The sequence below is a fragment of the Hungatella sp. L36 genome, from assembly GCF_014288035.1.
The window spans coordinates 424562-447965 of sequence record NZ_JACOPC010000004.1; the positions used below are offsets into that span (position 1 = coordinate 424562).

Sequence of the window (23404 nt, forward strand, 5' to 3'; positions counted from 1 at the left end):
GTGGAAGTCGTGCGCACAAAGATCACACTGGCATGTACAGAATGCAAGCAGCGTAACTATAACATGACCAAGGATAAGAAGACTCATCCTGACAGAATGGAAACCAAAAAGTATTGTAGATTCTGTAAGACACATACTTTGCACAAGGAAACTAAGTAATCGGTTTGACGTAAAGGACGTGAAATTATGGGAGATACAGTGAACAACGAGGGAGCTCAGAAGAAGAATTTCTTCCAGGGTTTGAAGACTGAGTTCAAGAAAATCGTCTGGCCTGACCAAGAAACCGTAACGAAGCAGACAATTGCAGTACTGGCTGTATCGATTGCTTTAGGACTGATTATCGCCATTCTTGATTTAATCATCAAGTTCGGTCTCAGTTTTATCTTATAATGATTAAGGGTTAAGGTGAGTGTATGTCAGAAGCACATTGGTATGTAGTCCATACCTACTCAGGCTATGAGAACAAAGTAAAAGTCGACATTGAGAAAACCATTGAAAACAGAAACTTACAGGATCAGATCCTGGAAGTGTCAGTTCCGCTGGAATCCGTTATCGAACTGAAGAATGGTGTGGAGAAAAAGGCCGATAAGAAGATGTTCCCCGGCTACGTACTGATCCATATGATCATGAATGATGATACATGGTATGTGGTGCGTAATACCCGTGGTGTGACAGGCTTTGTTGGTCCTGGATCGAAACCGGTTCCTCTGACAGAAGATGAGATGGCGAGCTTAGGATTCAGAAATAACGAGGAAGTCATTGTTGATTTTGAGGTTGGAGATACCGTTGTGGTAATTTCCGGTGCATGGAAGGATACCGTTGGTGCTATCAAGTCCATCAACGAAGGTAAGAAATCCATCACGATTAATGTTGAGATGTTTGGCCGAGAGACCCCGGTTGAACTGAATTTCAACGAAATTAAAAAGATGTAACAAGTAAAAGCGGCCTTTTGGTTTCAGAGGGCTCGTGGGAGGGAAATCCCCGACAATACCACATTTATTAGGAGGTGCCTAATTATGGCAAAGAAAGTAACAGGATATATCAAACTGCAGATTCCAGCGGGAAAGGCTACACCAGCTCCTCCTGTCGGACCGGCACTCGGACAGCATGGTGTTAACATTGTACAGTTTACAAAGGAGTTCAACGCAAGAACAGCTGACCAGGGCGACTTAATCATCCCGGTTGTTATCACTGTTTATGCTGACAGAAGCTTCAGCTTCATCACAAAGACTCCGCCTGCAGCTGTATTATTAAAGAAAGCATGCAAGCTTAAATCCGGATCTGCGGCTCCGAACAAGACAAAAGTAGCGACTATCTCCAAAGAAGATTTACAGAAGATTGCCGAGACAAAGATGCCTGACTTAAACGCAGCATCTCTGGAAGCAGCCATGAGCATGATTGCTGGTACGGCAAGAAGCATGGGAATTCAGGTAGCTGAATAGGCTGTGAACACTTAACGAGATCCTTTCGAGTTTAGTGAAGACGCCGTTCACAAAGCTTGGCCCGGTTCTTCCGCGCTTAGCCCAGTGAACATACCCGTGAATCAGCAGGAATTAAAAACGTGGGAGGGACATCCCCGACAATACCACTAGGAGGTTATTTATAATGAAAAGAGGAAAAAGATACGCAGAGGCAGCGAAGACAATCGATCGTTCTGTTCTCTACGATGCACCGGAAGCAATCTCATTAGTTAAGAAAGCTGCAAGTGCTAAATTTGATGAAACAATTGAAGCTCATATCAGAACCGGTTGTGACGGACGTCACGCAGATCAGCAGATCCGTGGTGCAGTTGTACTGCCTCATGGTACAGGTAAGACTGTAAGAATCTTAGTATTCGCTAAGGGACCTAAGGCTGACGAGGCTTTAGCTGCAGGCGCTGATTTCGTTGGAGCAGAGGAATTAATTCCGAAGATCCAGAACGAAGGCTGGTTAGACTTTGATGTAGTTGTTGCTACACCAGATATGATGGGTGTTGTTGGACGTCTGGGACGTGTACTCGGACCGAAGGGCTTAATGCCAAACCCAAAAGCTGGTACAGTTACCATGGACGTAACGAAGGCTATCAACGATATCAAAGCCGGTAAAGTTGAGTATAGACTTGATAAAACAAACATTATCCACGTGCCAGTTGGAAAAGCTTCTTTCGAAGAAGATAAATTAGCGGACAACTTCCAGACGCTTATCGATGCAATCATGAAAGCAAAACCAAGTGCTGTTAAGGGTGCTTACTTAAAGAGCGTTACTCTGACTTCTACCATGGGGCCTGGCGTAAAGCTGAACGTAGCAAAATTAATGAACTAATTTTGTTTTGTGGTTGACATTAATCATAAATCATGTTACAATACGCAAAGTATTGACTGCCGAAGACAGCAGGTGCCGCAAGGCATAAGGTGTAAACGCCTGCCGAGGAACGTACAAGTATCGTTTTAACGAATGATCTGTAGACCTCTCTGTCCTTATGGCAGAGAGGTTTTTGTTTTACGGGGACGAAAGTCCAGTGAGATAAAAGCGCTCCGTCAGGACAGAGATATTCTTTTTGCGGTTTATACGGGCGGACCGGCCGGATGATCGGCCAGGTTTAGACTAAACAGGAGGTAAACCATAATGGCAAAAGTTGAATTAAAACAGCCAGTTGTAGACGAGATCAAGGAATTACTTGATGGCGCTGAGACCGCAGTAGTTGTTGACTACCGTGGCTTAACTGTAGCTCAGGATACTGAACTGCGTAAGAAGTTAAGAGAAGCAGGCGTTGGTTACAAAGTATACAAGAATACAATGATCCGTTTTGCAGCAAAGGGCACAGCATTCGAGGCTCTGGAGCCGAATCTGGAAGGACCTACAGCATTAGCTGTATCCAAGACAGACGCGACAGCTCCGGCAAGAATCCTTGCTGAGTTTGCCAAGACAGCTCCGGCATTAGAGATTAAGGGCGGCGTTGTTGAAGGCGTATATTACGATGAAAAGGGCATGGCTCAGATTTCCAGCATTCCTTCCAGAGAAGTTCTTCTTGGAAAGTTACTTGGAAGCATCCAGTCTCCGATCACCAACTTTGCTCGCGTGCTCAAGCAGATCGCAGAAGCACAGGGCGGCGAAAGCGCAGAGGCTTAATTTTCTTAACGAAGACAAGCGGCGCGCAGGCTGAATTTAGATAATCAGCCGTTCAGCGACCACGGGAAGCTGAACTTTCTTACAAAAAATCAAACATATATTAAATGGAGGTATATTATCATGGCAAAGTTAACAACAGCTGAGTTTATTGAAGCTATCAAAGAATTATCCGTATTAGAATTAAATGATTTAGTAAAAGCTTGTGAAGAAGAATTCGGTGTATCCGCAGCAGCAGGTGTTGTTGTAGCAGCAGCAGGCGCTGGCGCAGCAGCTGAAGAAGAGAAGACAGAGTTCGACGTTGAATTAACTGAAGTTGGTCCTAACAAGGTTAAAGTTATCAAGGTTGTTCGTGAAGCTACAGGCTTAGGCTTAAAAGAAGCTAAAGACGTAGTTGACAGCGCTCCGAAGGTAGTTAAGGCTGGCGCTTCCAAGGAAGAAGCTGAGCAGATCAAGGCTTCCTTAGAGGCTGAGGGTGCAAAAGTTACATTAAAGTAATTTAGACTCTTCTTTCCCCCGAATCTGTTTTGCAGACTCGGGGGTTTTTTTAGGGAAAATGCTGTAATAGTCTTGACAATTTATGAAAAAAGGTGTAAACTACACCCGTATTATCGAATGAGGTTATGATTTCACATATTTTTGTAAGTCATTATTTTCGGATGATGCTTTACAAAAATATGTGATTTTTGTTTCATGAGATAAATCAAATAATTTTTTTATTTTTATAGGAGGTACGCGTTATGAACAACGGTACAGTAAAATGGTTTAATGGAGCAAAGGGTTATGGTTTTATCACAAACGACGAGACTGGCGAAGAAGTATTCGTACACTTTTCCGGAATCATGGCTGATGGCTACAAGACTCTTGAAGAGGGCCAGAAGGTAACTTATGATACAACCGAAGGAAACCGTGGTTTGCAGGCAGTTAACGTTTGCTTAGCATAATCACTGTTTTTGCTGAATAAAACCAGAATGAAAAGGCTGCTGTCTCTTGCGGGACAGTGGTCTTTTTTTAACTCTTTATTCCTGGATCCCATCTTTATAGAATCTTTATATGTCTGCATTGATTCCCACTATCATTTTTATAATGCCATCCGCTACAATAAAACTGTAAAAATACGCTGTTTTATGCTTTAGATAGAAAAAGGAGGTGCCAGTATGTTTTTTCATAAAACGAAAACAATCATCATCGCAGGGGCGAGCAGATTTGGCGCGGGATTGGCAGGTAAACTTTCAGGGCGTAATACAAGAATTGTGGTTATTGATTTAAATGAAGATGCATTCCGAAAATTACCGGATGATTTTGGAGGGTATCAGATTGTAGGCGACGGAACCGACGTGGATTTATTAAAACAGGCTGGAATTGAGAGCGCGGAGGTATTTATCGCGGCTACGGATGATGATAATATTAATATTCTGGCATCCCAGATCGCATGCCGGATATTTAAGGTGCCGGAGGTATTTTCACGGCTCAATGATAAAAATAAAGAAAAGCTGCTGAGCGGTTTTAATGTGAAGCCAATCTGCCCGTTTGTGCTGTCGGTCAATGAGTTTGACCGTCTGACAGAAGGCGAGTATCAGGAGGCGGTGGTCTCATGAAAATCGTAGTGGCAGGAGGCAGGGACGAGGCTGATTTCCTGATCGGACTTTTGTTAATGGGAAAACATAAACTGATTACGGTCAATGAGGATATGAATTACTGTGAGCATCTCGCAGCGGTTCACGATGATATATCCGTGATCTACGGCGATCCCTGCAAGGAGTATGTGATGGAAGACGCCGGAATCCGCGGATGCGATATTGTGATCGCGCTGCGGGAGAAGGACGCGGATAACCTGGAGATTTGCCAGATGGCAAAGCGCCTGTTTGCCGTGAAAAAGACCGTCTGTACCGTAAGAAATCCGAAAAATGTGGAAATCTTTGAGCTGCTGGGCGTGGACCGGGCCATCAGCGCTACCTATATGCTGGCCCATTATATTGAACAGGCTTCTGTGGTGGAAGATCTGGTCAAGGTTATGCCGCTGGAGAACCAGAGGGTTCTGGTGAATGAGATCAGAGTGATGTCCGACTGCCCGGCGGTGGGACGGAAGATTGCCGATATGCGGCTGCCTTTTAACACCATTATCAGCTGCATCATCAGGGACGCCGAGGTGACGGTGCCCAACGGGCAGAGCAAGATCATGGCGGGGGACCGTCTGGTCGTCATGACGACGCCTGAGAGTCAAAAAGAGGCGGTAAAAGCGATCATAGGCAGTGAAGAAAATGAAAAGTGACAAGATGATATGGGAAACATTTGGCGCAAAATACCAGGACGACCGGCGCACGCTGAAAGGCGGTCGCCTCATTGCCGGTTATATGGGAATCGTGATGATTCTGGCAGGGATCATCACGATGCTGCCTTTGTTTACCCTTTTCTTTTATCCGGAGGAAATCGGGCAGGCGCAGTACTTTGTGGCGCCCGGAGTCTCCGCTATTCTGGCCGGATACTTAATGAGCCTTGTCCTGCGGGGCAGAAAGGCCGGAAGGCTGGAAAAGAATCAGGAGATGATCGTGGTGCTGGGAACCTGGATCATCGTTATATTTGTGACGGCCATGCCTTTCGTTCTTACGGGAAATTACACGGTGACGCAGGCCGTGTTTGAGACTACCAGCGGACTCAGCACCACAGGTCTGACTGTGGTCAATACGGGTACGGCGCCGCGTATTTTTCTGATTCACCGGACCGTGTTGCTGTTCTTCGGAGGGATCGGGCTGGTGTTGGTCATGACGTCGGTTCTGTCCGATGTCTATGGGATGCGTCTGTATCACGCGGAAGGCCATTCAGACCGTCTGCTCCCCAATTTAATCGAATCCGCCAGGCTGGTCATAGGGATTTACAGCGGCTATATTCTGGCTGGAACACTACTGTATGTGCTGTTTGGAATGAGCCTCTTCGACGCAATTAATCACGCCGTGGCAGCGCTTTCCACCGGCGGTTTTTCCACGAGGCCGGAGAGCATCGGATATTATCACAGCCCCGCGATCGAGATGGTCACAATCGTGCTTATGCTGCTGGGAGGCACGAATTTTTTCGTTCATCTGCTTCTCCTGAAGGGAAAATGGAGGGCGTTCTTTTCGCACTGCGAGACAAGGCTCATGCTGTTTTTGCTGGCTGTTTTTGCTGGCTCTCTTTGTGCCTCTTCTGACGGTTCTTTTGACGAACAGCGTGTACGGCAATGTGCCGGAAAGCATTCGGGCGGCTTTGTTTCAGGCGGTTTCCGCGCTGACGACGACCGGGTTTCAGACGGTGGACTCCTTCGCCTCCTGGACGCCGGCCATGATGTTTCTTATGATCCTTCTAATGCTAATAGGAGGCGGAGCCGGCTCCACGGCGGGCGGCTTGAAGATTTACCGTGTTTATGTTATGCTGAAGGAAATCTGGTGGAAGCTGGTGCGGGATACGTATCCGGACCGGGTGGTATTTACAGAGCAGATTAACCGGGGCGGGCGGAAGGATGCGGTCACGGACCGGGAAAGAAAACAGATCAACGCGTTTGTATTTTTCTATCTCCTGCTGTTTGGCGCGGGGACATTTATATTCTGCTGTTACGGTTACTCCCTGCAGGATTCCATGTTTGAGTTTGCGTCATCGCTGGGAACGGTAGGGCTGTCCGTGGGAATTACGGCGTATGGAGCCAGTCCGGTGATTCACTGGACCGCCATAACCGGTATGTTCATGGGGCGGCTGGAGATCTACGTGGTTCTTATCGCTGTAGTCAGAATGGCATCAGACGGAAAGAAGTTCCTGCGTGAGAAACGCTTTCAGGCAGGTACAAGCGGAAAAAGAAACGGGAAAAGGATTGAATCATGAGAAATGAAGCCGCAGATGCGGGATATGTCTTAAAAATAGTAAAAAATGCTGCAAAAGTAGCCGTCATATGGGTGCTGTCCACCATGTTTGCCATCGTGCTCAACCATATGGGGGTCCGGATTGAGAACCTGCTTCTGCTCTATGTGGTAGGCGTCGTGATCTGCAGTGTGGAGACCAGCAGCATGTGCTGGGGAATCGGTTCGGCGGTGGTATTTGTGTTCACCTTTAACTTCCTGTTTACCGCCCCGAAATTCACCTTTCAGGTGGATGATCCCAACTACGTGATCTCGCTGCTGATCTTTATCATTGTTGCATTTATCGTGGCGTCGCTGACGGTTAAACTGCAGAAGCAGATGGACATCGCTAACACCAGGACGGAGATCACCTCCAGGCTGAATGCCATCGGAAGCGGATTCTTAAATCTGTCCGGTCTTCCGGCCGTAGCCAGATACAGCAGTGAAAGTCTGAAGAAGCTGACGGCCAGACACGTGGATATTCTGATTCGAAACCGGGATAACGAGGAGTTTGCCGATACCATAGCGGAGTGGTGTTACCGCAATTCCATGGTCTGCGGCCACGGGGAGTCCCAGTTCGGTGAAAATCCCTCTCTATACGTGCCGATCCGCAGCAACAATAAAACGTACGGCGTCGTAATCTTTGACTGCAGCGAGAGTGAGCTGGAGACGGAAGAGCGGATTTATGTGGACACCGTTATTTCCCAGATTACCCTGGTGATGGAGCGGGAGAGGCTGAATGAGGAGAAGGAGGATACCAAGATCCAGATTGAGAAGGAAAGGCTGAAGAGCACTCTGCTGCGCAGTATTTCCCATGATTTAAGGACTCCGCTGACCGGAATCGCCGGAATCTCCAATTTCCTGTATGACAATTACAACGGGCTCGACGAGGAGACGGCAAAGAGCATGCTAAACGACATCTGCACCGATGCGGAATGGCTGAATTCCATGGTGGAGAACCTGCTCAATATGACGAGAATTCAGGAAGGGCGTCTGGAGATACAGAAGAAAAAAGAGGTGGTCGATGACCTGATATCGAGCGCCGTCACGCTGGTATCCAAGCGGCTGGGGGATCACCAGTTAAAGACGTCCACGCCCCACGACATCGTGCTGCTGCCGGTAGACGCCAGGCTCTTCACCCAGGTCCTGGTGAATTTAATCGACAATGCGATCCGTCACTCCGGTAAGGATACCACCATTACCGTATCCGCCAAAGTGAACGGAAGTTTCCTTGTTTTTAAGGTATCCGACAATGGGATCGGGGTGCCGCAGGAACGGCTGGACCAGATTTTTGATAATTTTTTTACAACTGCGTATGAAAACGGAGATAAGCAGCGGGGAGTCGGTTTGGGGCTCACCATCTGCAAGGCCATCGTGGAAGCCCACGGAGGCCGTATCACGGCGTTTAACAACGACAAGGGGGGAGCCACGTTCCAGATTGACATGCCGATGGAGGTAAGACAGAATGAATGATGCAGATATCCTGGTAATAGAAGACGACAAGACAATTCAGAACTTTATAAGAATAACACTGAAGACGAAGGGATACCGGTGTGATTTGGCCGACGACGGCCTGACTGGTATTTCCTGCTTTTACGCCAACAATCCGGACTTGATCCTGCTGGATTTAGGGCTTCCGGACCTGGATGGGATGGAGGTGCTGGACCAGATTCGTCAGGAATCCGATGTGCCGGTCATCGTAGTTTCCGCGAGGGGCATGGAGCAGGAGAAGGTAGGCGCGCTGGACGCCGGAGCCGACGATTATATCACCAAGCCGTTTAACGCCGGTGAACTTCTTGCCAGAATCCGGGTCGCACTGCGCCACCGCAGCAACGCCCCCAAGCAGGAGCCGGTCTTCGAGCTGGATACCTTCAAGATGGATTTCGAGAAGAGAAAAGTCTTTGTCAGAGACGGCGAGGTGCATTTGACTCCGATCGAATATAAGATGCTGACGCTTCTGGTAAACAATTCCGGGAAAGTGCTGACTCACCATTTCATACAGCAGGAGGTATGGGGCTACGACACGACGGATGATTACCAGTCCCTCCGCGTATTCATGGCGAATATCCGGCGGAAGATAGAGGAAGATTCCACGAAGCCGCGGTTTATCCTGACGGAAGTCGGGGTGGGATACCGGTTTGTGGAGTCGTAAAAAGAAATGGCCGATGCAGTGAAAACTGGCCGATTTGAATTTATGTAAACTATGAGGCTGACCGACGGGTCAGCCTTTTCCATATCTTTTCTAACCATTTGAGCGCAGCTTCGCAGACGTATTCCACGGCAATGACAACGGTATTGTCAAACACCAGAGCAGCCAGAAGGGAAAGGATCAGCGTCACGGCCATGGCGAGCGCGGTGCCGCCGATAACCCCAAAGGAGGAGGCGAAGAGGCCGAGCCGTTCCTCGGTGACGTAATGCAGAATGTACCAGTGAATCAGTAGAATGGAAAATCCATACTTTCCGATTACTCTGACGGCCATCCCCGGCATTTTCAAATGGTCCTCCCTCTCAGAAAATCATGCAAAAATGCCGCCTGCCATGAAGAGCATCGTAGGAGCCTTGTTAAACAGCATTTCAGCCCCGTCAGGAGCGATGCAGGAGGCGGCAGCGGTGAAGACAAAGGACACTGCCCCGAGGGCCATAAAAGGCTTAAAAAAGCGTTTAGAGACTGGTCTCGTCCAGAAATATCCGAATACAAACACGGATTCCCAACCGCATAGGACGGTTACGAAACTGAACTGGATTCCAGCCAACGGAAGCCAGGCAAGCGCGCCGTTCATGACAAAGGTCAAAAAGACAAATGACGTCAGAAGGCGGTCGGACATGTTCTGCACCATGACTCTGAAAAACGGTGCGGTGAGATAGAAGGAGATGATAACATACATCAGCCAGAAATGCGGGTTCCAGTCCGAGGGGCCGGAAAGAAAACGCCTTCCCGCGTCAAGCCAGTTTGCCGGATTAAACAGCCCGGAATGATAGAGTCCCATATAGAGGTAGAACATATAGTAGACCGCCATGGGAATGACGACCCGAAAGACCCGTTTCCTATAAAAGGACGCGACAGGTTCTTCCCGCGGTTCAGCAGCAGCGCCCCGCTGAGCATGACAAACAGCACGTTGCAGGTCAGAAATGCGGTCTCCGCGATGCGCAGGCCGATCCATCCGGGACTGCCTGCAGAAAGCTGTGTATCGGACTGAACGACATGGGTCCCGATGACGGCGATAACGGCCAGAACACGAATGTAATCGTATCCCTTGATACGTCTCCCGCTCCCGTTTTCAATCCCCAGAATACTCTTTATATAGCGGCCGGATCCGCCGGCCTTTCTGCCGCGGTCACTATGAGCCAGAATAACAATCAAAAGCCCCAGAATCAAAATCAGATATTTCGTCTGCAACAGTCAAGACCTCCACTGTAAAAAGTTATTACTCTAATCATATCCCAGGAAAGCGGAACAAGTCAATCGTTTATAGAATGTTTATGAAAGCCGCAATCTCAACCGTAGAATCTTTAAATCGCCCTGCATTATAATGAAAGCAGAAGAGGAGGGGATTGCGATGATGGAAGTCCTTTTAATAAATAGGAACCTTGTGAAAAAAATGGTGGATAAACTGGAAAAGAAGCATCCGCTGCTCTGCCTGCTGATTTTTCAGACGGCGGTTGCGTTGTTTCTCATTGCAGCAGTTGGCGGAATCGCCTTGATTGGCGGGAGCGTGATATGGCTGTTTTACCACTTTGTTGGTATGATATAGAGGTAGTATGGATGCCGGAACGTCAGGAAGAACAAAATTCAGGAGCGATATGCCGTTTCTCCTTCGAGAAAGCATATCGCTCCTGTAGTTTATTATAAGGTTATTATGGCTATTTATAAAGGTATTCAATCAGTCCCAGCGTTCGTTCCATACCGAGCTTGCTGACGTTGATCAGCAGCTGGTGGGAATCGGTGCTGCCCCAGTTCTGATCGGTATACGTCTCATAGTAATTCTTTCTTCTCCGGTCTGTCCGCTTAATCGCGGTGGCCGCCTCTTTTTCCGTCAGGTTGTAGCGGTCCATAATCCGTTTGACGCGGTCCTCCATGGACGCGCTGATGAAGATATTCAGACAGCCGGAATTCTGACGGAGAACGTAGTCCGCGCACCGGCCGACGATGATACAGGGCCCGCGCTTTGCCAGGCTTTCGATGATGGATGACTGCGTTAAATAGGTGCTGTCATTTAAAGGAAGGCCATAGCCGGTGAAAGAATTGACATGGTCCGGATAGCGGTAGGCTGACAAAAATGTGTTTAAAACAGATTCATCCACTTCTTCAACACTGATTTCTGAAAGCCCCATTTTATCGGCTGCCATCTCCACTAAATTCCGGTCATACAGCGGAATGCCAAGAGATTTGGACAGCCTGTCGCCGATTTCGTGTCCGCCGCTGCCGAACTGACGGCCGATGGTAATAATTTTATGCCCCATAACATCCTCTCCTTTCAAAAGAATTTCATGTGCGTATGAAATTATGCAACAATAACAGGTTTATATCCCTATTATATCGTATTTTAGGGGAAAAAGATAGAAAAATTACGAAAACAAACCGGTTTTATTTTCTTTCGTCTGTGCATAGATTGTTTAATAATAGTGAGAAAGCCAGAGATCGAAATGAAACTGAGATGGAAAATTTTATGCCTGTTTGCTGTCCTTGCACTGGATATCGCGCTGGGAAGAAGCATGTATGGCTTTTATCAGGAAACGAAGGGGACTCTCTTTCTTCCGGCTGACGCCGGGGATTCGGCGCAGAGTGAGGTGCGGCGCCAGTTTTCCGGGGAGAAACAGATCGCACTTACCTTCGATGACGGCCCTCATTCCGTCTATACCAGCCAGCTGCTGGATGGACTCAGAGAGCGGGGCGTACATGCCACGTTTTTTCTTCTGGGAGAAAATATTGACGGAAAAGAAGGGGTGATCCGCCAGATGAAGGAGGACGGCCATCTGATCGGAAATCATGGGTTTACCCATGTACAGATGAGCAAGGAGACACTGGAAAATGCCTGCGGGCAGATCGGGGAAACCAACCGGAAAATCGAAGAGATCACAGGCCAGAGGCCGGAATATCTGCGGCCTCCGTACGGATCGTGGAATGAGGAGCTGGAGTGCGCAACCGATATGACGGTGGTGCTGTGGTCGGTGGATCCTCTTGACTGGAAGCTGCAGAATACAAACAAAGTTGTGAGGAAAATCGTGAAGAATGTAGAACCCGGGGATATCATACTTATGCACGACGTATTCCCGACTTCGGTGCAGGCGGCGCTGGAGGTCGTCGATACTTTGGAGAAGCAGGGGTATACTTTTGTCACAGTGGAGGAGCTTCTGGTGGATTGATCAGCTGCGTTCCCTGAAGCCGCCATGTGTGCTGTTTCCTTTTTCAAGGGTTAGACGGCGGATCAGCTGAATATCCTGATTCTGTTTTACGATCTCTTTTTTCAGACGATACAGATAGAGCATGGCTGCCGGTATTCTATTCATGTCGTTTGATGCAGAGGAAATGAGGCTGCATTTAAAACCATTGTCAGAACTCAGGTACTTCCTAAGAACATATGGGAGGGCAGGGATTTCCGTATTTCTGCTTCAGCACCTTTATTATCTTCTTGAATCCGCGCTGATTCTTTTTATCATTGTCTTTGGACAGGAGGCGGGAGAGTCTCTTTTTCCTGTCAGGCGGACCTCTCTGATACCGTGGGGAGGGATTTTCTGTGCGCTGACCTGGGGAATGCTTCATGGACTGACGAAGGATTGGGAAACGGCGCTGTTCAGCCTGATTCTTTCCGCTTTTTTTGTACTCTGCTATTTTGCCGCCAACCGGCGCATGTTTCCTGCATATCTTGCGATTGCACTGATTTTTCTTCTCTGAGCCTGTTGAGGCGGTATGGAGCAGACACCTCCGCGTGCGTCCCTGGAGTGCACTCTAAGCGCGCAGGCAAATGAAGATTGCGTTTCCCCCTGATTTCATGGTATAATGAGAAGTTGAATAAATACATATATTTCATATACAAACAGGGAGTATATGGCTGGGGGGAGATTAATGGGGTTACGAGGTGTAATTGCAGATGACGAAGTTCTGATCCGTATGTATATTCGGGAAATCCTGGAGAATAACGGTTACGAAGTGGCAGGAGAGGCCGAGGATGGCATGGATGCCGTTACTCTATGCAGGGAGACGAAACCGGATTTTATAATTATGGACATCAATATGCCTGTTATGACCGGTTTGGAAGCGGCCAGGGTGATCAACGAGGAGAAGCTGGCCGGATTTATCATTGTGCTGACCGCTTACCGGGACAGGGAGATTGCCGAAAAAGCAGTGAATATGGATATCATGGGCTATATTGTGAAGCCGGTGGATGAAGATACTCTGATTCCGGCTATTAAGATTGCTCAGAATAAATATAAGCAGATTGAGGAAATGGAGCGGGAGTTCAGCAGAACAAAGGAAACGCTCAATGACAGAAAGTATGTGGACCGTGCCAAGGGAATTATTATGGAGCGCAGAAATATGACAGAGAAGGAAGCATTTTCCTATATTCGCAGGCTGGCCATGGACAAGGGAAAGCCCATGGCGGAGATAGCAAAAACGCTTCTAAAAGCGTATGGAGAGTAGAGAGACTGAAAAACAGGGTGCGAAAACAAGCTGAAAAAACCGAGGACGGGAGGGGAAAATGCCTGATTGTCTAACAAAAGAAGAACGGGACAGGAAGCTGGTCCAGATTGCCCATTCTTATACCGATTTGACAGAAGCGGATATCCAGATTCTTCTGGATGTATCCCATGCGCTGCCTTCTATCGGTAATCTGGAAAGCGGGGATACCTATATCAATATACTGACACGAAACGGGGAATCCATGGTTGCGGCCCAGTACCGCCATCCGGACTGTGACCTCTATAAGCGGGACGTGATCGGGGAGGTTGAAAAGAAGGAAGATGAACCGGCGGTATATCGGGCGCTGGAACACGGGATTCCAGGCAGAGGGCTGATCGGTATCATTGACAATAGAAAGATTGTGGTCCGCCATACGGTCAGTCCCATTTTTAATGACCAGCAGAAGGTCATCGGCTCTTTAACTTATGAATATCTGAATTCCGGGGCAGATACGGAGCCTATACGTATCGTAAATAAAGAGGGAAAAACGGCTTTCTTTGACAGTAAGATCAATCAGCTGATCAGCAATCTGCAGGAGGGGTTCCTGATCTGCGATGAGGCGGGTATCTGCACCTTTGCGAACGCGCGGGCGGAGGAGCTGTATCAGAAGGCCGGACATCCGGAGAGCCTCATCGGCCGCAGATATGAAGAACTGGATCTGACGGGAAGGTACAGCCAGGAAGAGATTATGGCTGGCGGTACCTGGAAGCAGGAAGTCCAGACTGACCGATACGTATTGGAGGAGAATATCAGTGCGATTCGGGAAAATGGAGTGTATCAGGGAATTCTCGTTATCCTGCGGGATAAGACGAAGATCCGGCAGATGGAGGACGAGATCGCTTACCGGGCGGCCTTAATCCATGAGGTTCATCACCGCGTGAAAAATAACCTTCAGACGATCATCAGCCTCGTCGGGCTGGAGGCGGCACAGAAAAAGGACGCAGAGGTGAAGGCGTTTGCCAAAACCATTACCGGATATATCCGCAGCATGAGCATGACCTATGACCTTCTCGCTCATACCGGGGCAGAAGCGGTTGATTTAAAGACCATGCTGGCTCAGATTATCGATTGTGTGCTGGAGAGCTGGAGCGTCCGCGGATGCCGGATTCATGTGGAGGTCACAGGAGATGATCTGGAGCTTCCGGAGCACGTGGCATCCACCGTTGCATTGATTGTCAATGAGCTGGTGACAAACAGCATCAAATATGCCTTTTGTGACCGTGAGGAAGGCAGCATTTTCCTGACGATAGAAAAGGGAGAGGAATACTCCTGGGTTACGGTCAGGGATGATGGATGCGGAATTGATGAAAAAAGCGGTGACCGATCCGGCAAGGGCCTTGGATTAAAGCTTGTGGACAGCCTTGTGAAATCGAGCCTTAAGGGCACGCTAACGATTGAAAGCGGGGAGGGGACCGCCGTCAGATTTTCTGTCTTCCATTAACTGGTATTTTCTTGACAAATTAATCACAAAGTGCTATGATCTATTTCAGTTAAAGGGATATCACTTTAGCGGTAAAATTTAATATAAGATGATATGCAACGGCGTATATCAGTAGAGTGGCATTGTGGTCCAAAAACTTTGTAAGGGGTTTTTGGACCTTTTTATTTCTGTGGGCTTAACGCCTCATGATCTGCGGCGGTGGGTCTGCTGAAAAGTTTAATTATGTAAAGGAGTTTTGGGAATGGAAGATAATCAAAATAAAAATGGCGGTCTGAACAAAAGTTTGAAATTGATTTTTGTTTATACGGTAGCGACAGGCTCTATTTTTACCTTTGTAAACTACTGGGATTCTGTTTTCTACGGTTATTGCGGCACCGGTACATTTCTTGCTTTTGCCCTGATGACGGTTGCAATCCTTCCGATTGCACTGGTATACAGCGAACTTGCTTCTCTGTTTCACACTTCCGGCGGGGAGCTGATTTATAATACGGTCGGGATTAACAAACACGTGGGCTTTTTGGCTTCCTGGCTGATTATGGCGGCCTGGATATCCGTTCCGCCGGCTGTTGTTATGGCGATCATGACATGGGTGAATAAGACGATGCATTTGAATCTGGGCACCTGGCCCATGGTAGGCTGTGCGGCGATTCTCTTGATTCTGTACTTCCTGATGAGTATTCAGAATGTCCAGTTTCTCGTTAAGGCCCAGGCCGGCATGCTGTTCTGTAATATTGCGGTTACCATACTAACCGGATTTATCCTGCTGTTTTCCGGTCACTGGCATCTTGCAAACTTTGGAAATATTTTCACCTCCACATTGGATTCTGTCCACGGAATTCCGGGCTGGGTTATCGGTATGGCGCTTTTGATTACTCCGTATTTTGGTTTTGAGACGGTTCCCCAGATGGTGGAAGAGGGGGATTTCCCCATTAAAAGCTCTAAAAAAGCGATCTGCGGTTCGATTCTGACATGCGGCTGTATCTACGTATTCTACTATTTCTGTGTTGCGGGTCTGGACGGCTTAAAGGACGTATACGCGGGATTTGCGCAGGATGGTTTCCTGACGATTGCTACGATGCAGAATGAACTCGGATGGGTTTTCTGGCCGATAGTTGTGGGACTCATCTCCTGCCTCCTGGGCATGGGCGCTTCCCTGCTGGGCTTCTGGATGTCCACGGTCCGTATGCTGTACTCCATGGCGAACAAAAACTTTTTGCCGAAAATATTTGCAAAAGTGAACAAAAATAAGCAGCCTCTGCTGCCGAATATTTTTCTGCTGATCCTGTCTTTAATTTTTATAGTTTTACAGAACTCCTCTGATTTTATGAGTGCATTCTTCAATCTGATGAGTTTTGGCTGTGCCTGTGCGTATGCGCTGACAATGATTTCGGCGGTCTGCATTCACCACAAGCATCCGGATTGGAAGAGCTCCAATACGGTGAAGGGCGGCGACGCATTCCGGATCTTCGCCATGGTGATAGCGATAACGATTGCATTTTTCTGTACGTTGGGACAGGGCGTGGATTCCTGGATCTGCTTCTTCGTCTATCTTGGAATCGGCGGCATCATCTGGCTGTGGATGAATCTGGTAAACTGGAAGAAGCATCCGGTGGAAATTGAGACGCCGGACGGTATCCGGAAGTTTTAAATGATTATAGCAAACCATGCGGTCATTCCGCCTGGAATATAAAAACAACAAAGGAGATATGTAAAATGGCTAAATTAGATGGAAAAGTTGCATTGATTACCGGCGCTGCTGCAGGTCTTGGAGAGGGAATCTCCACTGCTTACGCAAAATACGGCGCAAAATTAATTATGGTAGATTTATCCCCTTCGGTAGAGGAGACTGCTGAGAAGCTGCGCAGGGAATACAATGCGGAAATTATTACGGTTATTGCCAATGTAGCCGACCGTGAGCAGATGGACGCTGCGGCTAAGAAGGGCGCTGATACCTTCGGAGAGATCAATGTTGCATGCTGTAACGCGGGCGTATGCCGTTTAGCACCTTTCGAGGAAATGGATGACAAGACTCGTGACTTCCACATTGATGTGAATATCAAGGGCGTATGGAACACCTGTAAAGCCGTGGTTCCATATATGTTAAAGCAGGGCGGCGGAAACATCGTGATTGCGTCTTCCGTAACCGGTGACATCGTTGCCGATGCGGGCGAGGCGGCTTATGCCATGACAAAGGCCGCTCTCGTCGGCCTGACCAAGTGCCTTGCCGTAGAGTACGCAGCCCGCAATATCCGCGTAAACTGCTCCCAGTTAGGCTATGCCCGCACACCGATGGTTGAAAAAATGGCTCTGGAATCCAATCCGGAGAATCCGGAGGCAGCAATCGCAGACATCGCAGTAGGTGTTCCGATGAAGCGTCTGGCTAAACCGATTGAAGTCGGCGAACTGTTTGCATTTTTGGGAAGTGATGAGTCCAGCTACTTAACCGGATCTCAGATCGTGATCGACGGCGGAAGCACTCTGCCGGAGACGATGTCAATCGGAGTTAATTAATGTAAGAACGGATCTTATGCAGATCAAGTCTGCCTGCCGGAGCGCTTCGGCAGGCTTTTTCTATATTTAAAAGTTCGTAATGATATTGGTTGCCGGCCATGGTATAATGAACCTGTGAAAAAAAATGGGAAAATGTGGAGACCGCATTTGCGAATTCGGAGAAGTATGAGAATAAAAGCGAATTCCCGGAGACACAGGAAGTCTTTAAAAAGGTATTCGTGGAATAGAGCGTTGGGAAACGTCAGATGGGAGGGCGGTATGGAGAGAAAGAGGTTCTGCTATTATTTATCAAACTTTATGATTCTGTGCAGTCTTGTGTTTATCTATTGGAACGTTTACAGCACGGTTGCAGTGTACCATTTTATATTAGGATTGTTCGGTCTCCGCATGATTAATACCATAAATTATATCCTGAGAGATCTGGTTGGATTCCTCGCCCTGCTGTATATCACCTTTGATTATAGGGGCATTATCAGGAAAACTCATGCGTTGGATGAGAAGCTGTATGCCGTGTGTGCAGCTGTTATTATATGTAATTATCTTTTAATGACCGTTGCGTCCAGAGTGCTCATGGCCGCTTTTGGGAGAATACCGGAAAAATTCTTTTTCCTGGGTATTGGAATCCTGTGTCTGACTGGTTACTTAATTGCGGGTATTTCTATCAGCAAGGCGCTGTTTGATAAGGAAATGAAAATTCTCTCATGGATTGTTGCAGGCGTTTTGATTGTCGTGCTTCTGGTTATGAGAGATCAGTATTTTATATGGAGACTGATTATGGCTTTCAATAGTGCAGTGCTTTTAGGCGGGGCATTTTATATCAGGAAAAAGCCTTTGTAGATTCGGGGGCTTTTCCGACGCGGCCAGGCTTTTGAAATACCGCATCCAAATGTATGTTCCCGGAAATCATTGACACTTTTTGAAACCAGGGCTATACTTTTGGTACGACTGATGTTTTTCCGGAATCCAGCTCACGCGGGTCTGCCGGGAAGTGATATTGTATACAATGCAGGAGAAGGAAAATGGATTTATTTGATTTTATGAGAGAAAATACCATGGATAAGGAATCTCCCCTGGCGTCCCGGCTCCGGCCGGTGACTCTTGACGAGGTGGTGGGGCAGCAGCACATTATCGGAAAAGACAAGCTGCTGTACCGGGCAATCAAGGCGGATAAGCTGGGCTCCGTGATCTTTTACGGACCTCCGGGGACTGGAAAGACGACGCTGGCAAAGGTGATCGCCAATACCACCAGCGCTGATTTTAAACAGATCAATGCCACGGTCGCCGGTAAAAAGGATATGGAGGAGATCGTGAAGGAGGCTAAGGATTCCCTGGGGATGTTTGGGAAAAAGACGATCCTGTTCGTAGACGAGATCCATCGTTTCAATAAGGGGCAGCAGGACTATTTACTTCCGTTTGTGGAGGATGGGACGCTGACTCTGATCGGCGCCACCACAGAGAATCCGTACTTCGAGGTGAACGGAGCGCTTCTTTCCCGTTCCAGGGTGTTTGAACTGAAGCCGCTGGAGCGGGAGGACATCAGAGAACTGATCCACAGGGCCGTCTACGACAAGGATAAGGGCATGGGGGTCTACAATGCGGTGATCGACGAGGAGGCCATGAACTTCCTGGCAGATGTGGCGAATGGAGACGCCAGAGCCGCATTGAACGCCGTGGAACTGGGGGTCATGACGACAGAGCGGGATCCGGCCGACGGAAAGATCCATATCGATATTGACGTGGCTCAGGAGTGTATTCAGAAGCGGGTGGTGCGTTACGACAAGGACGGGGACAACCATTATGATACGATATCCGCATTCATTAAAAGCATGCGGGGCTCTGATCCGGACGCGGCCGTCTACTATCTGGCCCGGATGCTGTATGCGGGAGAAGATATGAAATTCATAGCCAGGCGAATCATGATCTGCGCGGCGGAGGATGTGGGAAATGCGGACCCGCAGGCGCTGGTCGTAGCCGTGGCGGCGGCCCAGGCGGCGGAACGGATCGGCCTGCCGGAGGCTCAGATTATTCTTTCCCAGGCCGTCACCTATGTGGCCACGGCTCCCAAGAGCAACGCGGCCTGCAATGCGGTCTTTGATGCACTGGAGGCAGTGAAGTCAAGAAAGACCATGCCGGTTCCGGTGCATTTACAGGATGCCCATTACAAGGGCGCGGCGAAGCTGGGACACGGCCAGGGATACTTATATGCCCATGATTTCCCGAATCACTATGTGAAACAGCAGTACCTGCCCGACGGCATGGAGGGGAGCGTGTTCTACCAGCCGACGGAGAACGGATACGAAAGAAAAATAAAGGAACACATGGAGTTTATCCGAAACGAGGCAGAGGAGTAGGGAGAAAGGCGGAATTGGTGAAATGAGCAGACAAGACAGAAAAAAACGCCGTATGATAATTCTGTCCCTGGACGCCGTGGGCGGAAGGGACCTGGCCTATATGGAGACGCTGCCTAATTTCGGCCCATTCTTTAAGCGGGCGGCCGGATGCGGTGAAGTGGTGAGTGTATATCCCAGCCTGACTTATCCGGCTCATGTGAGCATTGTGACCGGACGTTATCCGAAGAACCATGGAATCGTCAACAATTTACAGGTACAGCCGGAGCGGGAACCATCGGACTGGTTCTGGCAGCGGAAATACGTGCAGGGAACGACCCTGTATGATGAAGCGGTAAAGAACGGATACCGGGTGGCTTCCCTTCTGTGGCCGGTGATGGGGAAGGCCAGAGTGCATTACAACCTGCCGGAGGTGCTTCCGAACCGTCCGTGGCAGAATCAGCTGGGCGTGTGCATGATGAACGGGACGCCTCTTTATGAGCTGGAGCTTCAGATGAAGTTCGGATCTATGCGGGAAGGCATCAGGCAGCCGCAGCTGGATCATTTCGTCCATGCGTCCATGCTTCACACCCTGGAGAAATACCGGCCTGATCTGATGCTGGTTCATTTGACCGATGTCGACACGAACCGCCATTTGTACGGACTGGACAGCCCGGAGGCCATGGCGGCCATCAGGCGTCATGACGAAAGGCTCGGGGAGCTTCTCGGGCTGCTCCGTAAAATGGGGCTGGAGGACGAGACGGATGTGGTGATACTGGGAGACCACTGCCAGCTGGATGTGAAGGAAGCGATTTACCCGAATTACTATTTTGTAAAGGCTGGGCTGGCAGAGGTGAAAAACGGCAGAATCCGTGATTGGAAGGCGATTGCCAGAGACTGTGACGGATGCTGTTATATCTATGTGAAGGATAGAAGCTGTCTCGGGCGGACGGAAAAACTCTTAAATCGCATGATGGAGCGGGAAAACAGCGGAATTGCCCGCATCTTTACCCGCAACGAAGCCGCCGCACTGGGGGCGGACCCGGAATGTGCGTTTGTGCTGGAGGCCGCGGATGGGTATTACTTCCAGAATGGCTGGGAAGAATACAGGAGAAAGGCCGGAGCCTCCGACCATCATACGGATTTCCATATCCAGGCGGCAACCCACGGGTATCTTCCCGACCGGGATGGATACCGGACATTTTTTATGGCTGCAGGCCCGCATTTTACAGCGGGGGCCCGGGTGGAGAAAATGTCACTGGTCGATGAAGGGCCGACACTGGCCGAAATTCTGGGACTGGATCTGGGCCGGGTGGACGGGCGGACGATGAAGGAACTGATTCGCTGACCGCTTTGCGCCCTCCCGGCCGCAGGCCCTGCGGACAGACCGGGACAGACCGGGACAGACCGGGAAGCAGAGGCCGACAGGGCTGTGAACTGTAACACGGCAAAGGGCTGTGCAATTTATGGAGATAAAAAAATCTTCCCTTTTTGACAATCAGGGTATATAATGAAATTATCGTACGACCTGACGTCAGATTTTATTTACATCTGTTTACGATATTCTATCGTAGATAATTCCCATGAATATGAAAGAACTGTCATATGGAGTAGTTAAAATAAGGAGAAAGTTATGCGTGAAAAATTAGAGACATTATCATTGGCTAAATTAAAGGAGTTTGCCAAAGAACAGGAGATCAAGGGCTACGGTTCCATGAGAAAGGCGGAGCTGATTGATATTCTCTGTGAGAAGGCAGGCGAAAAGGAAGGAAAAAGTGCTCCGGCAGATGTTTCAACCGGGAATGAAGAACCTTCTGTTAGTGCAGGGGAAACGGTGAATCAGGCCGAGGAACCAGCGAGGAGAGCCGCAGAAGCGGTGAAGCAGGCCGAGGAGCCAGCGAGGAGAACCGCAGAGCCGGCTAAGGAGGAGAAGGCTCCTGCTCAGACACAGGCGGCCTCCGTAAACAGAACGAATCCGAATGATAAAAAGAGAACGGTGGTCCGTTCCTACAGGCAGGAAGGACCGCAGAGAACCAGTAATTACAGGCAGTCCCAGGGAGATTCCATGGAACGAAGCGACCGCCAGGACAGGAATGACCGTCAGGACAGGCCGGAGCAGCGTCAGGACAGGAATGAACGCCAGGATAGGAACGACCGCCAGGACAGACAGGACCAGCGCCAGGAGATGAACCGGATCGAATCCGTAAGGGAAACGGCCGAGGAGGTGCGCCCGGAATTTCAGCCGAGTCCGGAGCTTCAGGAACTGGACAGCGGCGTCGACGCGTACGGCATCTTAGAAGTGATGCCGGATGGCTTCGGCTTCATCCGCTGTGAGAACTACTTACCGGGTGAGAATGACGTCTATGTGGCTCCGTCCCAGATCCGCAGGTTCAATATGAAGACGGGTGATATCATACAGGGCAGCCGCAGGGTGAAGACCGCAGCGGAGAAGTTTGCAGCCCTTCTGTTTGTAAAATACATCAACGGTTATCCGGCGAGCGCGGCTGAGCACAGACCGAACTTTGAAAATATGACGCCTGTTTTCCCGGATAAGAGACTCCACATGGAGACTACGGGACGCAATACCACGGCAATGAGAGTTCTCGATCTGTTGTCACCGATCGGTAAGGGACAGAGAGGTATGATCGTATCCCCGCCGAAGGCAGGTAAGACGACTCTGTTAAAGCAGGTGGCCAAGGCAGTAACCGTCAATCATCCGGATATGCATGTCATCATCCTGCTGATCGATGAACGTCCCGAGGAGGTTACGGACATTAAGGAGTCCATAACCGGCAACAATGTGGAAGTTCTGTATTCCACCTTCGATGAGCTTCCGGAGCGCCATAAGAGAGTCTCCGAGATGGTAATCGAGCGGGCAAAGCGTCTCGTGGAGCACGGACGCGACGTGATCATCCTGCTGGACAGCATTACGCGTCTGGCAAGGGCGTATAACCTGACGGTAGCCCCCAGCGGCCGTACATTATCCGGCGGTCTCGATCCGGCGGCCTTACACATGCCGAAACGATTCTTCGGTGCCGCCAGAAACATGAGAGAGGGAGGAAGCCTGACGATTCTTGCAACCGCCCTGGTAGACACGGGAAGCCGTATGGACGACGTTATCTATGAGGAATTTAAGGGAACCGGCAACATGGAGCTGGTGCTTGACCGGAAGCTGTCTGAGAAGCGGATCTTCCCGGCCATCGATATCCTGAAATCCGGTACACGAAGAGACGATCTGCTCCTTACGAGGGAAGAGTCCGAGGCCGTAGATCTCATTCGCAAGGCGACCAACACCTTAAAGCCTGAGGATGCGGTGGAGAAGATCCTGGATCTGTTCACCAGGACACGGACAAATCGGGAGTTTGTGGAGATGTCGAAGAAGCTTTTCCGATATTAATGTTTTGTCGGTCTTTGTAAAAATTATGCTTGCATTAAAAAAAATTCTATGATATACTGTATAAGCTGTTTATTAGAGAAA

Annotated in this window: 28 protein-coding genes, 1 pseudogene and 1 other annotated feature; of the genes and pseudogenes, 25 read left to right on the forward strand and 4 right to left on the reverse strand. The window is 49.1% G+C overall.

The window, feature by feature from the left end:
- The first annotated feature begins 9 nt into the window (after positions 1-9).
- From rpmG to H8S80_RS13515, 14 genes and pseudogenes are all read left to right on the forward strand, one after another.
- A complete protein-coding gene (gene rpmG, locus H8S80_RS13455) occupies positions 10-159 on the forward strand; it encodes a 50S ribosomal protein L33 (RefSeq protein WP_080552267.1) in 150 nt (49 codons plus the stop codon).
- 27 nt (positions 160-186) lie between these two features.
- The gene (secE, locus tag H8S80_RS13460; protein ID WP_002601729.1) at positions 187-390 is read left to right on the forward strand and encodes a preprotein translocase subunit SecE; all 204 of its coding nucleotides are present in this window, start codon (positions 187-189) and stop codon (positions 388-390) included.
- 23 nt (positions 391-413) lie between these two features.
- Positions 414-932, forward strand: coding sequence for a transcription termination/antitermination protein NusG (gene nusG / locus H8S80_RS13465; RefSeq protein ID WP_002601728.1), 519 nt, complete (start codon positions 414-416; stop codon positions 930-932).
- Between the two features lie 84 nt (positions 933-1016).
- Entirely contained in the window at positions 1017-1442 is a 426-nt protein-coding gene (gene rplK / locus H8S80_RS13470; RefSeq protein WP_002601727.1) for a 50S ribosomal protein L11, read from the forward strand.
- A 163-nt stretch (positions 1443-1605) separates the two neighbouring features.
- The gene (gene rplA, locus H8S80_RS13475) at positions 1606-2301 is read left to right on the forward strand and encodes a 50S ribosomal protein L1 (RefSeq protein WP_002601726.1); all 696 of its coding nucleotides are present in this window, start codon (positions 1606-1608) and stop codon (positions 2299-2301) included.
- Positions 2302-2342: 41 nt separating this feature from the next.
- Positions 2343-2485: a sequence feature (ribosomal protein L10 leader region), on the forward strand.
- Between the two features lie 119 nt (positions 2486-2604).
- Positions 2605-3108 (forward strand): 50S ribosomal protein L10, encoded by a 504-nt coding sequence (rplJ, locus tag H8S80_RS13480; RefSeq protein ID WP_002601725.1) that lies wholly within the window; start codon positions 2605-2607, stop codon positions 3106-3108.
- A gap of 120 nt (positions 3109-3228) precedes the next feature.
- Positions 3229-3603, forward strand: coding sequence for a 50S ribosomal protein L7/L12 (gene rplL, locus H8S80_RS13485; protein WP_002601724.1), 375 nt, complete (start codon positions 3229-3231; stop codon positions 3601-3603).
- A 242-nt stretch (positions 3604-3845) separates the two neighbouring features.
- A complete protein-coding gene (locus tag H8S80_RS13490; protein ID WP_002601723.1) occupies positions 3846-4049 on the forward strand; it encodes a cold-shock protein in 204 nt (67 codons plus the stop codon).
- A 213-nt stretch (positions 4050-4262) separates the two neighbouring features.
- Positions 4263-4703 carry a potassium channel family protein gene (locus tag H8S80_RS13495; protein ID WP_002601722.1) on the forward strand — a complete coding sequence of 147 codons (441 nt, stop codon included), beginning with the start codon at positions 4263-4265 and terminating at the stop codon, positions 4701-4703.
- Positions 4700-5377: a potassium channel family protein gene (locus tag H8S80_RS13500; protein WP_002601721.1), complete on the forward strand. Its 678-nt coding sequence runs from the start codon at positions 4700-4702 to the stop codon at positions 5375-5377. The genes H8S80_RS13495 and H8S80_RS13500 overlap by 4 nt, the downstream gene beginning before the upstream one ends.
- A gap of 271 nt (positions 5378-5648) precedes the next feature.
- Positions 5649-6134 (forward strand): annotated as a pseudogene (locus tag H8S80_RS34620) (potassium transporter TrkG); the annotation flags it as partial.
- Between the two features lie 142 nt (positions 6135-6276).
- The gene (locus H8S80_RS34625; protein ID WP_347565837.1) at positions 6277-6954 is read left to right on the forward strand and encodes a potassium transporter TrkG; all 678 of its coding nucleotides are present in this window, start codon (positions 6277-6279) and stop codon (positions 6952-6954) included.
- Positions 6951-8441: a sensor histidine kinase gene (locus tag H8S80_RS13510; RefSeq protein WP_025530877.1), complete on the forward strand. Its 1491-nt coding sequence runs from the start codon at positions 6951-6953 to the stop codon at positions 8439-8441. The genes H8S80_RS34625 and H8S80_RS13510 overlap by 4 nt, the downstream gene beginning before the upstream one ends.
- Positions 8434-9120 (forward strand): response regulator, encoded by a 687-nt coding sequence (locus tag H8S80_RS13515; RefSeq protein WP_117631261.1) that lies wholly within the window; start codon positions 8434-8436, stop codon positions 9118-9120. The genes H8S80_RS13510 and H8S80_RS13515 overlap by 8 nt, the downstream gene beginning before the upstream one ends.
- A gap of 49 nt (positions 9121-9169) precedes the next feature.
- On the opposite strand, the gene H8S80_RS34255 is transcribed toward H8S80_RS13515, so the two are convergent.
- Together H8S80_RS34255 and H8S80_RS34260 are read right to left on the reverse strand one after the other, a co-directional pair.
- Positions 9170-9463 carry a hypothetical protein gene (locus tag H8S80_RS34255; RefSeq protein ID WP_243272815.1) on the reverse strand — a complete coding sequence of 98 codons (294 nt, stop codon included), beginning with the start codon at positions 9461-9463 and terminating at the stop codon, positions 9170-9172.
- 21 nt (positions 9464-9484) lie between these two features.
- Entirely contained in the window at positions 9485-9985 is a 501-nt protein-coding gene (locus H8S80_RS34260) for an acyltransferase family protein (RefSeq protein WP_243272819.1), read from the reverse strand.
- Between the two features lie 540 nt (positions 9986-10525).
- On the opposite strand from H8S80_RS34260, the gene H8S80_RS13525 reads away from it, so the two are divergent.
- A complete protein-coding gene (locus tag H8S80_RS13525) occupies positions 10526-10720 on the forward strand; it encodes a hypothetical protein (RefSeq protein ID WP_025530878.1) in 195 nt (64 codons plus the stop codon).
- A gap of 109 nt (positions 10721-10829) precedes the next feature.
- On the opposite strand, the gene H8S80_RS13530 is transcribed toward H8S80_RS13525, so the two are convergent.
- Positions 10830-11429 (reverse strand): cytidylate kinase-like family protein, encoded by a 600-nt coding sequence (locus H8S80_RS13530; protein WP_117631263.1) that lies wholly within the window; start codon positions 11427-11429, stop codon positions 10830-10832.
- A gap of 183 nt (positions 11430-11612) precedes the next feature.
- Between H8S80_RS13530 and H8S80_RS13535 the strand changes: the two genes are divergently transcribed.
- Positions 11613-12332 carry a polysaccharide deacetylase family protein gene (locus H8S80_RS13535; protein WP_025530879.1) on the forward strand — a complete coding sequence of 240 codons (720 nt, stop codon included), beginning with the start codon at positions 11613-11615 and terminating at the stop codon, positions 12330-12332.
- On the opposite strand, the gene H8S80_RS13540 is transcribed toward H8S80_RS13535, so the two are convergent.
- Positions 12333-12476 carry a hypothetical protein gene (locus tag H8S80_RS13540; protein WP_157386176.1) on the reverse strand — a complete coding sequence of 48 codons (144 nt, stop codon included), beginning with the start codon at positions 12474-12476 and terminating at the stop codon, positions 12333-12335.
- Between H8S80_RS13540 and H8S80_RS13545 the strand changes: the two genes are divergently transcribed.
- From H8S80_RS13545 to rho, 9 genes are all read left to right on the forward strand, one after another.
- Positions 12475-12861, forward strand: a complete 387-nt coding sequence (locus H8S80_RS13545) for a hypothetical protein (protein WP_002601713.1) — start codon at positions 12475-12477, stop codon at positions 12859-12861. The two genes, H8S80_RS13540 and H8S80_RS13545, sit on opposite strands and share 2 nt — an antisense overlap.
- A 171-nt stretch (positions 12862-13032) precedes the next feature.
- Positions 13033-13608, forward strand: coding sequence for an ANTAR domain-containing response regulator (locus H8S80_RS13550; protein ID WP_002601712.1), 576 nt, complete (start codon positions 13033-13035; stop codon positions 13606-13608).
- Positions 13609-13666: 58 nt separating this feature from the next.
- On the forward strand, positions 13667-15088 hold the full coding sequence (locus H8S80_RS13555; protein ID WP_117631265.1) for a sensor histidine kinase: 1422 nt from the start codon (positions 13667-13669) through the stop codon (positions 15086-15088).
- 241 nt (positions 15089-15329) lie between these two features.
- Complete coding sequence (locus H8S80_RS13560; RefSeq protein WP_117631267.1) at positions 15330-16736, forward strand: APC family permease; 1407 nt, start codon at positions 15330-15332, stop codon at positions 16734-16736.
- Positions 16737-16801: 65 nt separating this feature from the next.
- Positions 16802-17599: an SDR family oxidoreductase UcpA gene (gene ucpA / locus H8S80_RS13565; RefSeq protein WP_002601709.1), complete on the forward strand. Its 798-nt coding sequence runs from the start codon at positions 16802-16804 to the stop codon at positions 17597-17599.
- Between the two features lie 258 nt (positions 17600-17857).
- A complete protein-coding gene (locus tag H8S80_RS13570; protein ID WP_117631269.1) occupies positions 17858-18436 on the forward strand; it encodes a hypothetical protein in 579 nt (192 codons plus the stop codon).
- A gap of 182 nt (positions 18437-18618) precedes the next feature.
- Complete coding sequence (locus H8S80_RS13575; protein WP_117631271.1) at positions 18619-19950, forward strand: replication-associated recombination protein A; 1332 nt, start codon at positions 18619-18621, stop codon at positions 19948-19950.
- Positions 19951-19972: 22 nt separating this feature from the next.
- The gene (locus H8S80_RS13580; protein WP_117631272.1) at positions 19973-21274 is read left to right on the forward strand and encodes an alkaline phosphatase family protein; all 1302 of its coding nucleotides are present in this window, start codon (positions 19973-19975) and stop codon (positions 21272-21274) included.
- A gap of 285 nt (positions 21275-21559) precedes the next feature.
- A complete protein-coding gene (gene rho / locus H8S80_RS13585; protein WP_117631274.1) occupies positions 21560-23323 on the forward strand; it encodes a transcription termination factor Rho in 1764 nt (587 codons plus the stop codon).
- Positions 23324-23404: the final 81 nt, after the last annotated feature.

What these genes read in the sequence shown, in the direction of transcription:
- H8S80_RS13525 (WP_025530878.1), top strand. Translation starts at nt 10,526, where the DNA reads ATGATGGAAGTCCTTTTAATAAATAGGAACCTTGTGAAAAAAATGGTG.
- rplK (WP_002601727.1), top strand. Translation starts at nt 1,017, where the DNA reads ATGGCAAAGAAAGTAACAGGATATATCAAACTGCAGATTCCAGCGGGA.
- H8S80_RS13490 (WP_002601723.1), top strand. Translation starts at nt 3,846, where the DNA reads ATGAACAACGGTACAGTAAAATGGTTTAATGGAGCAAAGGGTTATGGT.
- rplL (WP_002601724.1), top strand. Translation starts at nt 3,229, where the DNA reads ATGGCAAAGTTAACAACAGCTGAGTTTATTGAAGCTATCAAAGAATTA.
- H8S80_RS13560 (WP_117631267.1), top strand. Translation starts at nt 15,330, where the DNA reads ATGGAAGATAATCAAAATAAAAATGGCGGTCTGAACAAAAGTTTGAAA.
- H8S80_RS13530 (WP_117631263.1), bottom strand. Translation starts at nt 11,429, where the DNA reads ATGGGGCATAAAATTATTACCATCGGCCGTCAGTTCGGCAGCGGCGGA.
- nusG (WP_002601728.1), top strand. Translation starts at nt 414, where the DNA reads ATGTCAGAAGCACATTGGTATGTAGTCCATACCTACTCAGGCTATGAG.
- H8S80_RS13535 (WP_025530879.1), top strand. Translation starts at nt 11,613, where the DNA reads ATGAAACTGAGATGGAAAATTTTATGCCTGTTTGCTGTCCTTGCACTG.
- H8S80_RS13500 (WP_002601721.1), top strand. Translation starts at nt 4,700, where the DNA reads ATGAAAATCGTAGTGGCAGGAGGCAGGGACGAGGCTGATTTCCTGATC.
- secE (WP_002601729.1), top strand. Translation starts at nt 187, where the DNA reads ATGGGAGATACAGTGAACAACGAGGGAGCTCAGAAGAAGAATTTCTTC.
- H8S80_RS13575 (WP_117631271.1), top strand. Translation starts at nt 18,619, where the DNA reads ATGGATTTATTTGATTTTATGAGAGAAAATACCATGGATAAGGAATCT.
- rplA (WP_002601726.1), top strand. Translation starts at nt 1,606, where the DNA reads ATGAAAAGAGGAAAAAGATACGCAGAGGCAGCGAAGACAATCGATCGT.
- H8S80_RS13580 (WP_117631272.1), top strand. Translation starts at nt 19,973, where the DNA reads ATGAGCAGACAAGACAGAAAAAAACGCCGTATGATAATTCTGTCCCTG.
- H8S80_RS13495 (WP_002601722.1), top strand. Translation starts at nt 4,263, where the DNA reads ATGTTTTTTCATAAAACGAAAACAATCATCATCGCAGGGGCGAGCAGA.
- rplJ (WP_002601725.1), top strand. Translation starts at nt 2,605, where the DNA reads ATGGCAAAAGTTGAATTAAAACAGCCAGTTGTAGACGAGATCAAGGAA.
- rho (WP_117631274.1), top strand. Translation starts at nt 21,560, where the DNA reads ATGCGTGAAAAATTAGAGACATTATCATTGGCTAAATTAAAGGAGTTT.
- H8S80_RS13570 (WP_117631269.1), top strand. Translation starts at nt 17,858, where the DNA reads ATGGAGAGAAAGAGGTTCTGCTATTATTTATCAAACTTTATGATTCTG.
- H8S80_RS13550 (WP_002601712.1), top strand. Translation starts at nt 13,033, where the DNA reads ATGGGGTTACGAGGTGTAATTGCAGATGACGAAGTTCTGATCCGTATG.
- ucpA (WP_002601709.1), top strand. Translation starts at nt 16,802, where the DNA reads ATGGCTAAATTAGATGGAAAAGTTGCATTGATTACCGGCGCTGCTGCA.
- H8S80_RS13545 (WP_002601713.1), top strand. Translation starts at nt 12,475, where the DNA reads ATGTCGTTTGATGCAGAGGAAATGAGGCTGCATTTAAAACCATTGTCA.
- H8S80_RS13540 (WP_157386176.1), bottom strand. Translation starts at nt 12,476, where the DNA reads ATGAATAGAATACCGGCAGCCATGCTCTATCTGTATCGTCTGAAAAAA.
- H8S80_RS13510 (WP_025530877.1), top strand. Translation starts at nt 6,951, where the DNA reads ATGAGAAATGAAGCCGCAGATGCGGGATATGTCTTAAAAATAGTAAAA.
- H8S80_RS13555 (WP_117631265.1), top strand. Translation starts at nt 13,667, where the DNA reads ATGCCTGATTGTCTAACAAAAGAAGAACGGGACAGGAAGCTGGTCCAG.
- H8S80_RS34260 (WP_243272819.1), bottom strand. Translation starts at nt 9,985, where the DNA reads ATGGCGGTCTACTATATGTTCTACCTCTATATGGGACTCTATCATTCC.
- H8S80_RS13515 (WP_117631261.1), top strand. Translation starts at nt 8,434, where the DNA reads ATGAATGATGCAGATATCCTGGTAATAGAAGACGACAAGACAATTCAG.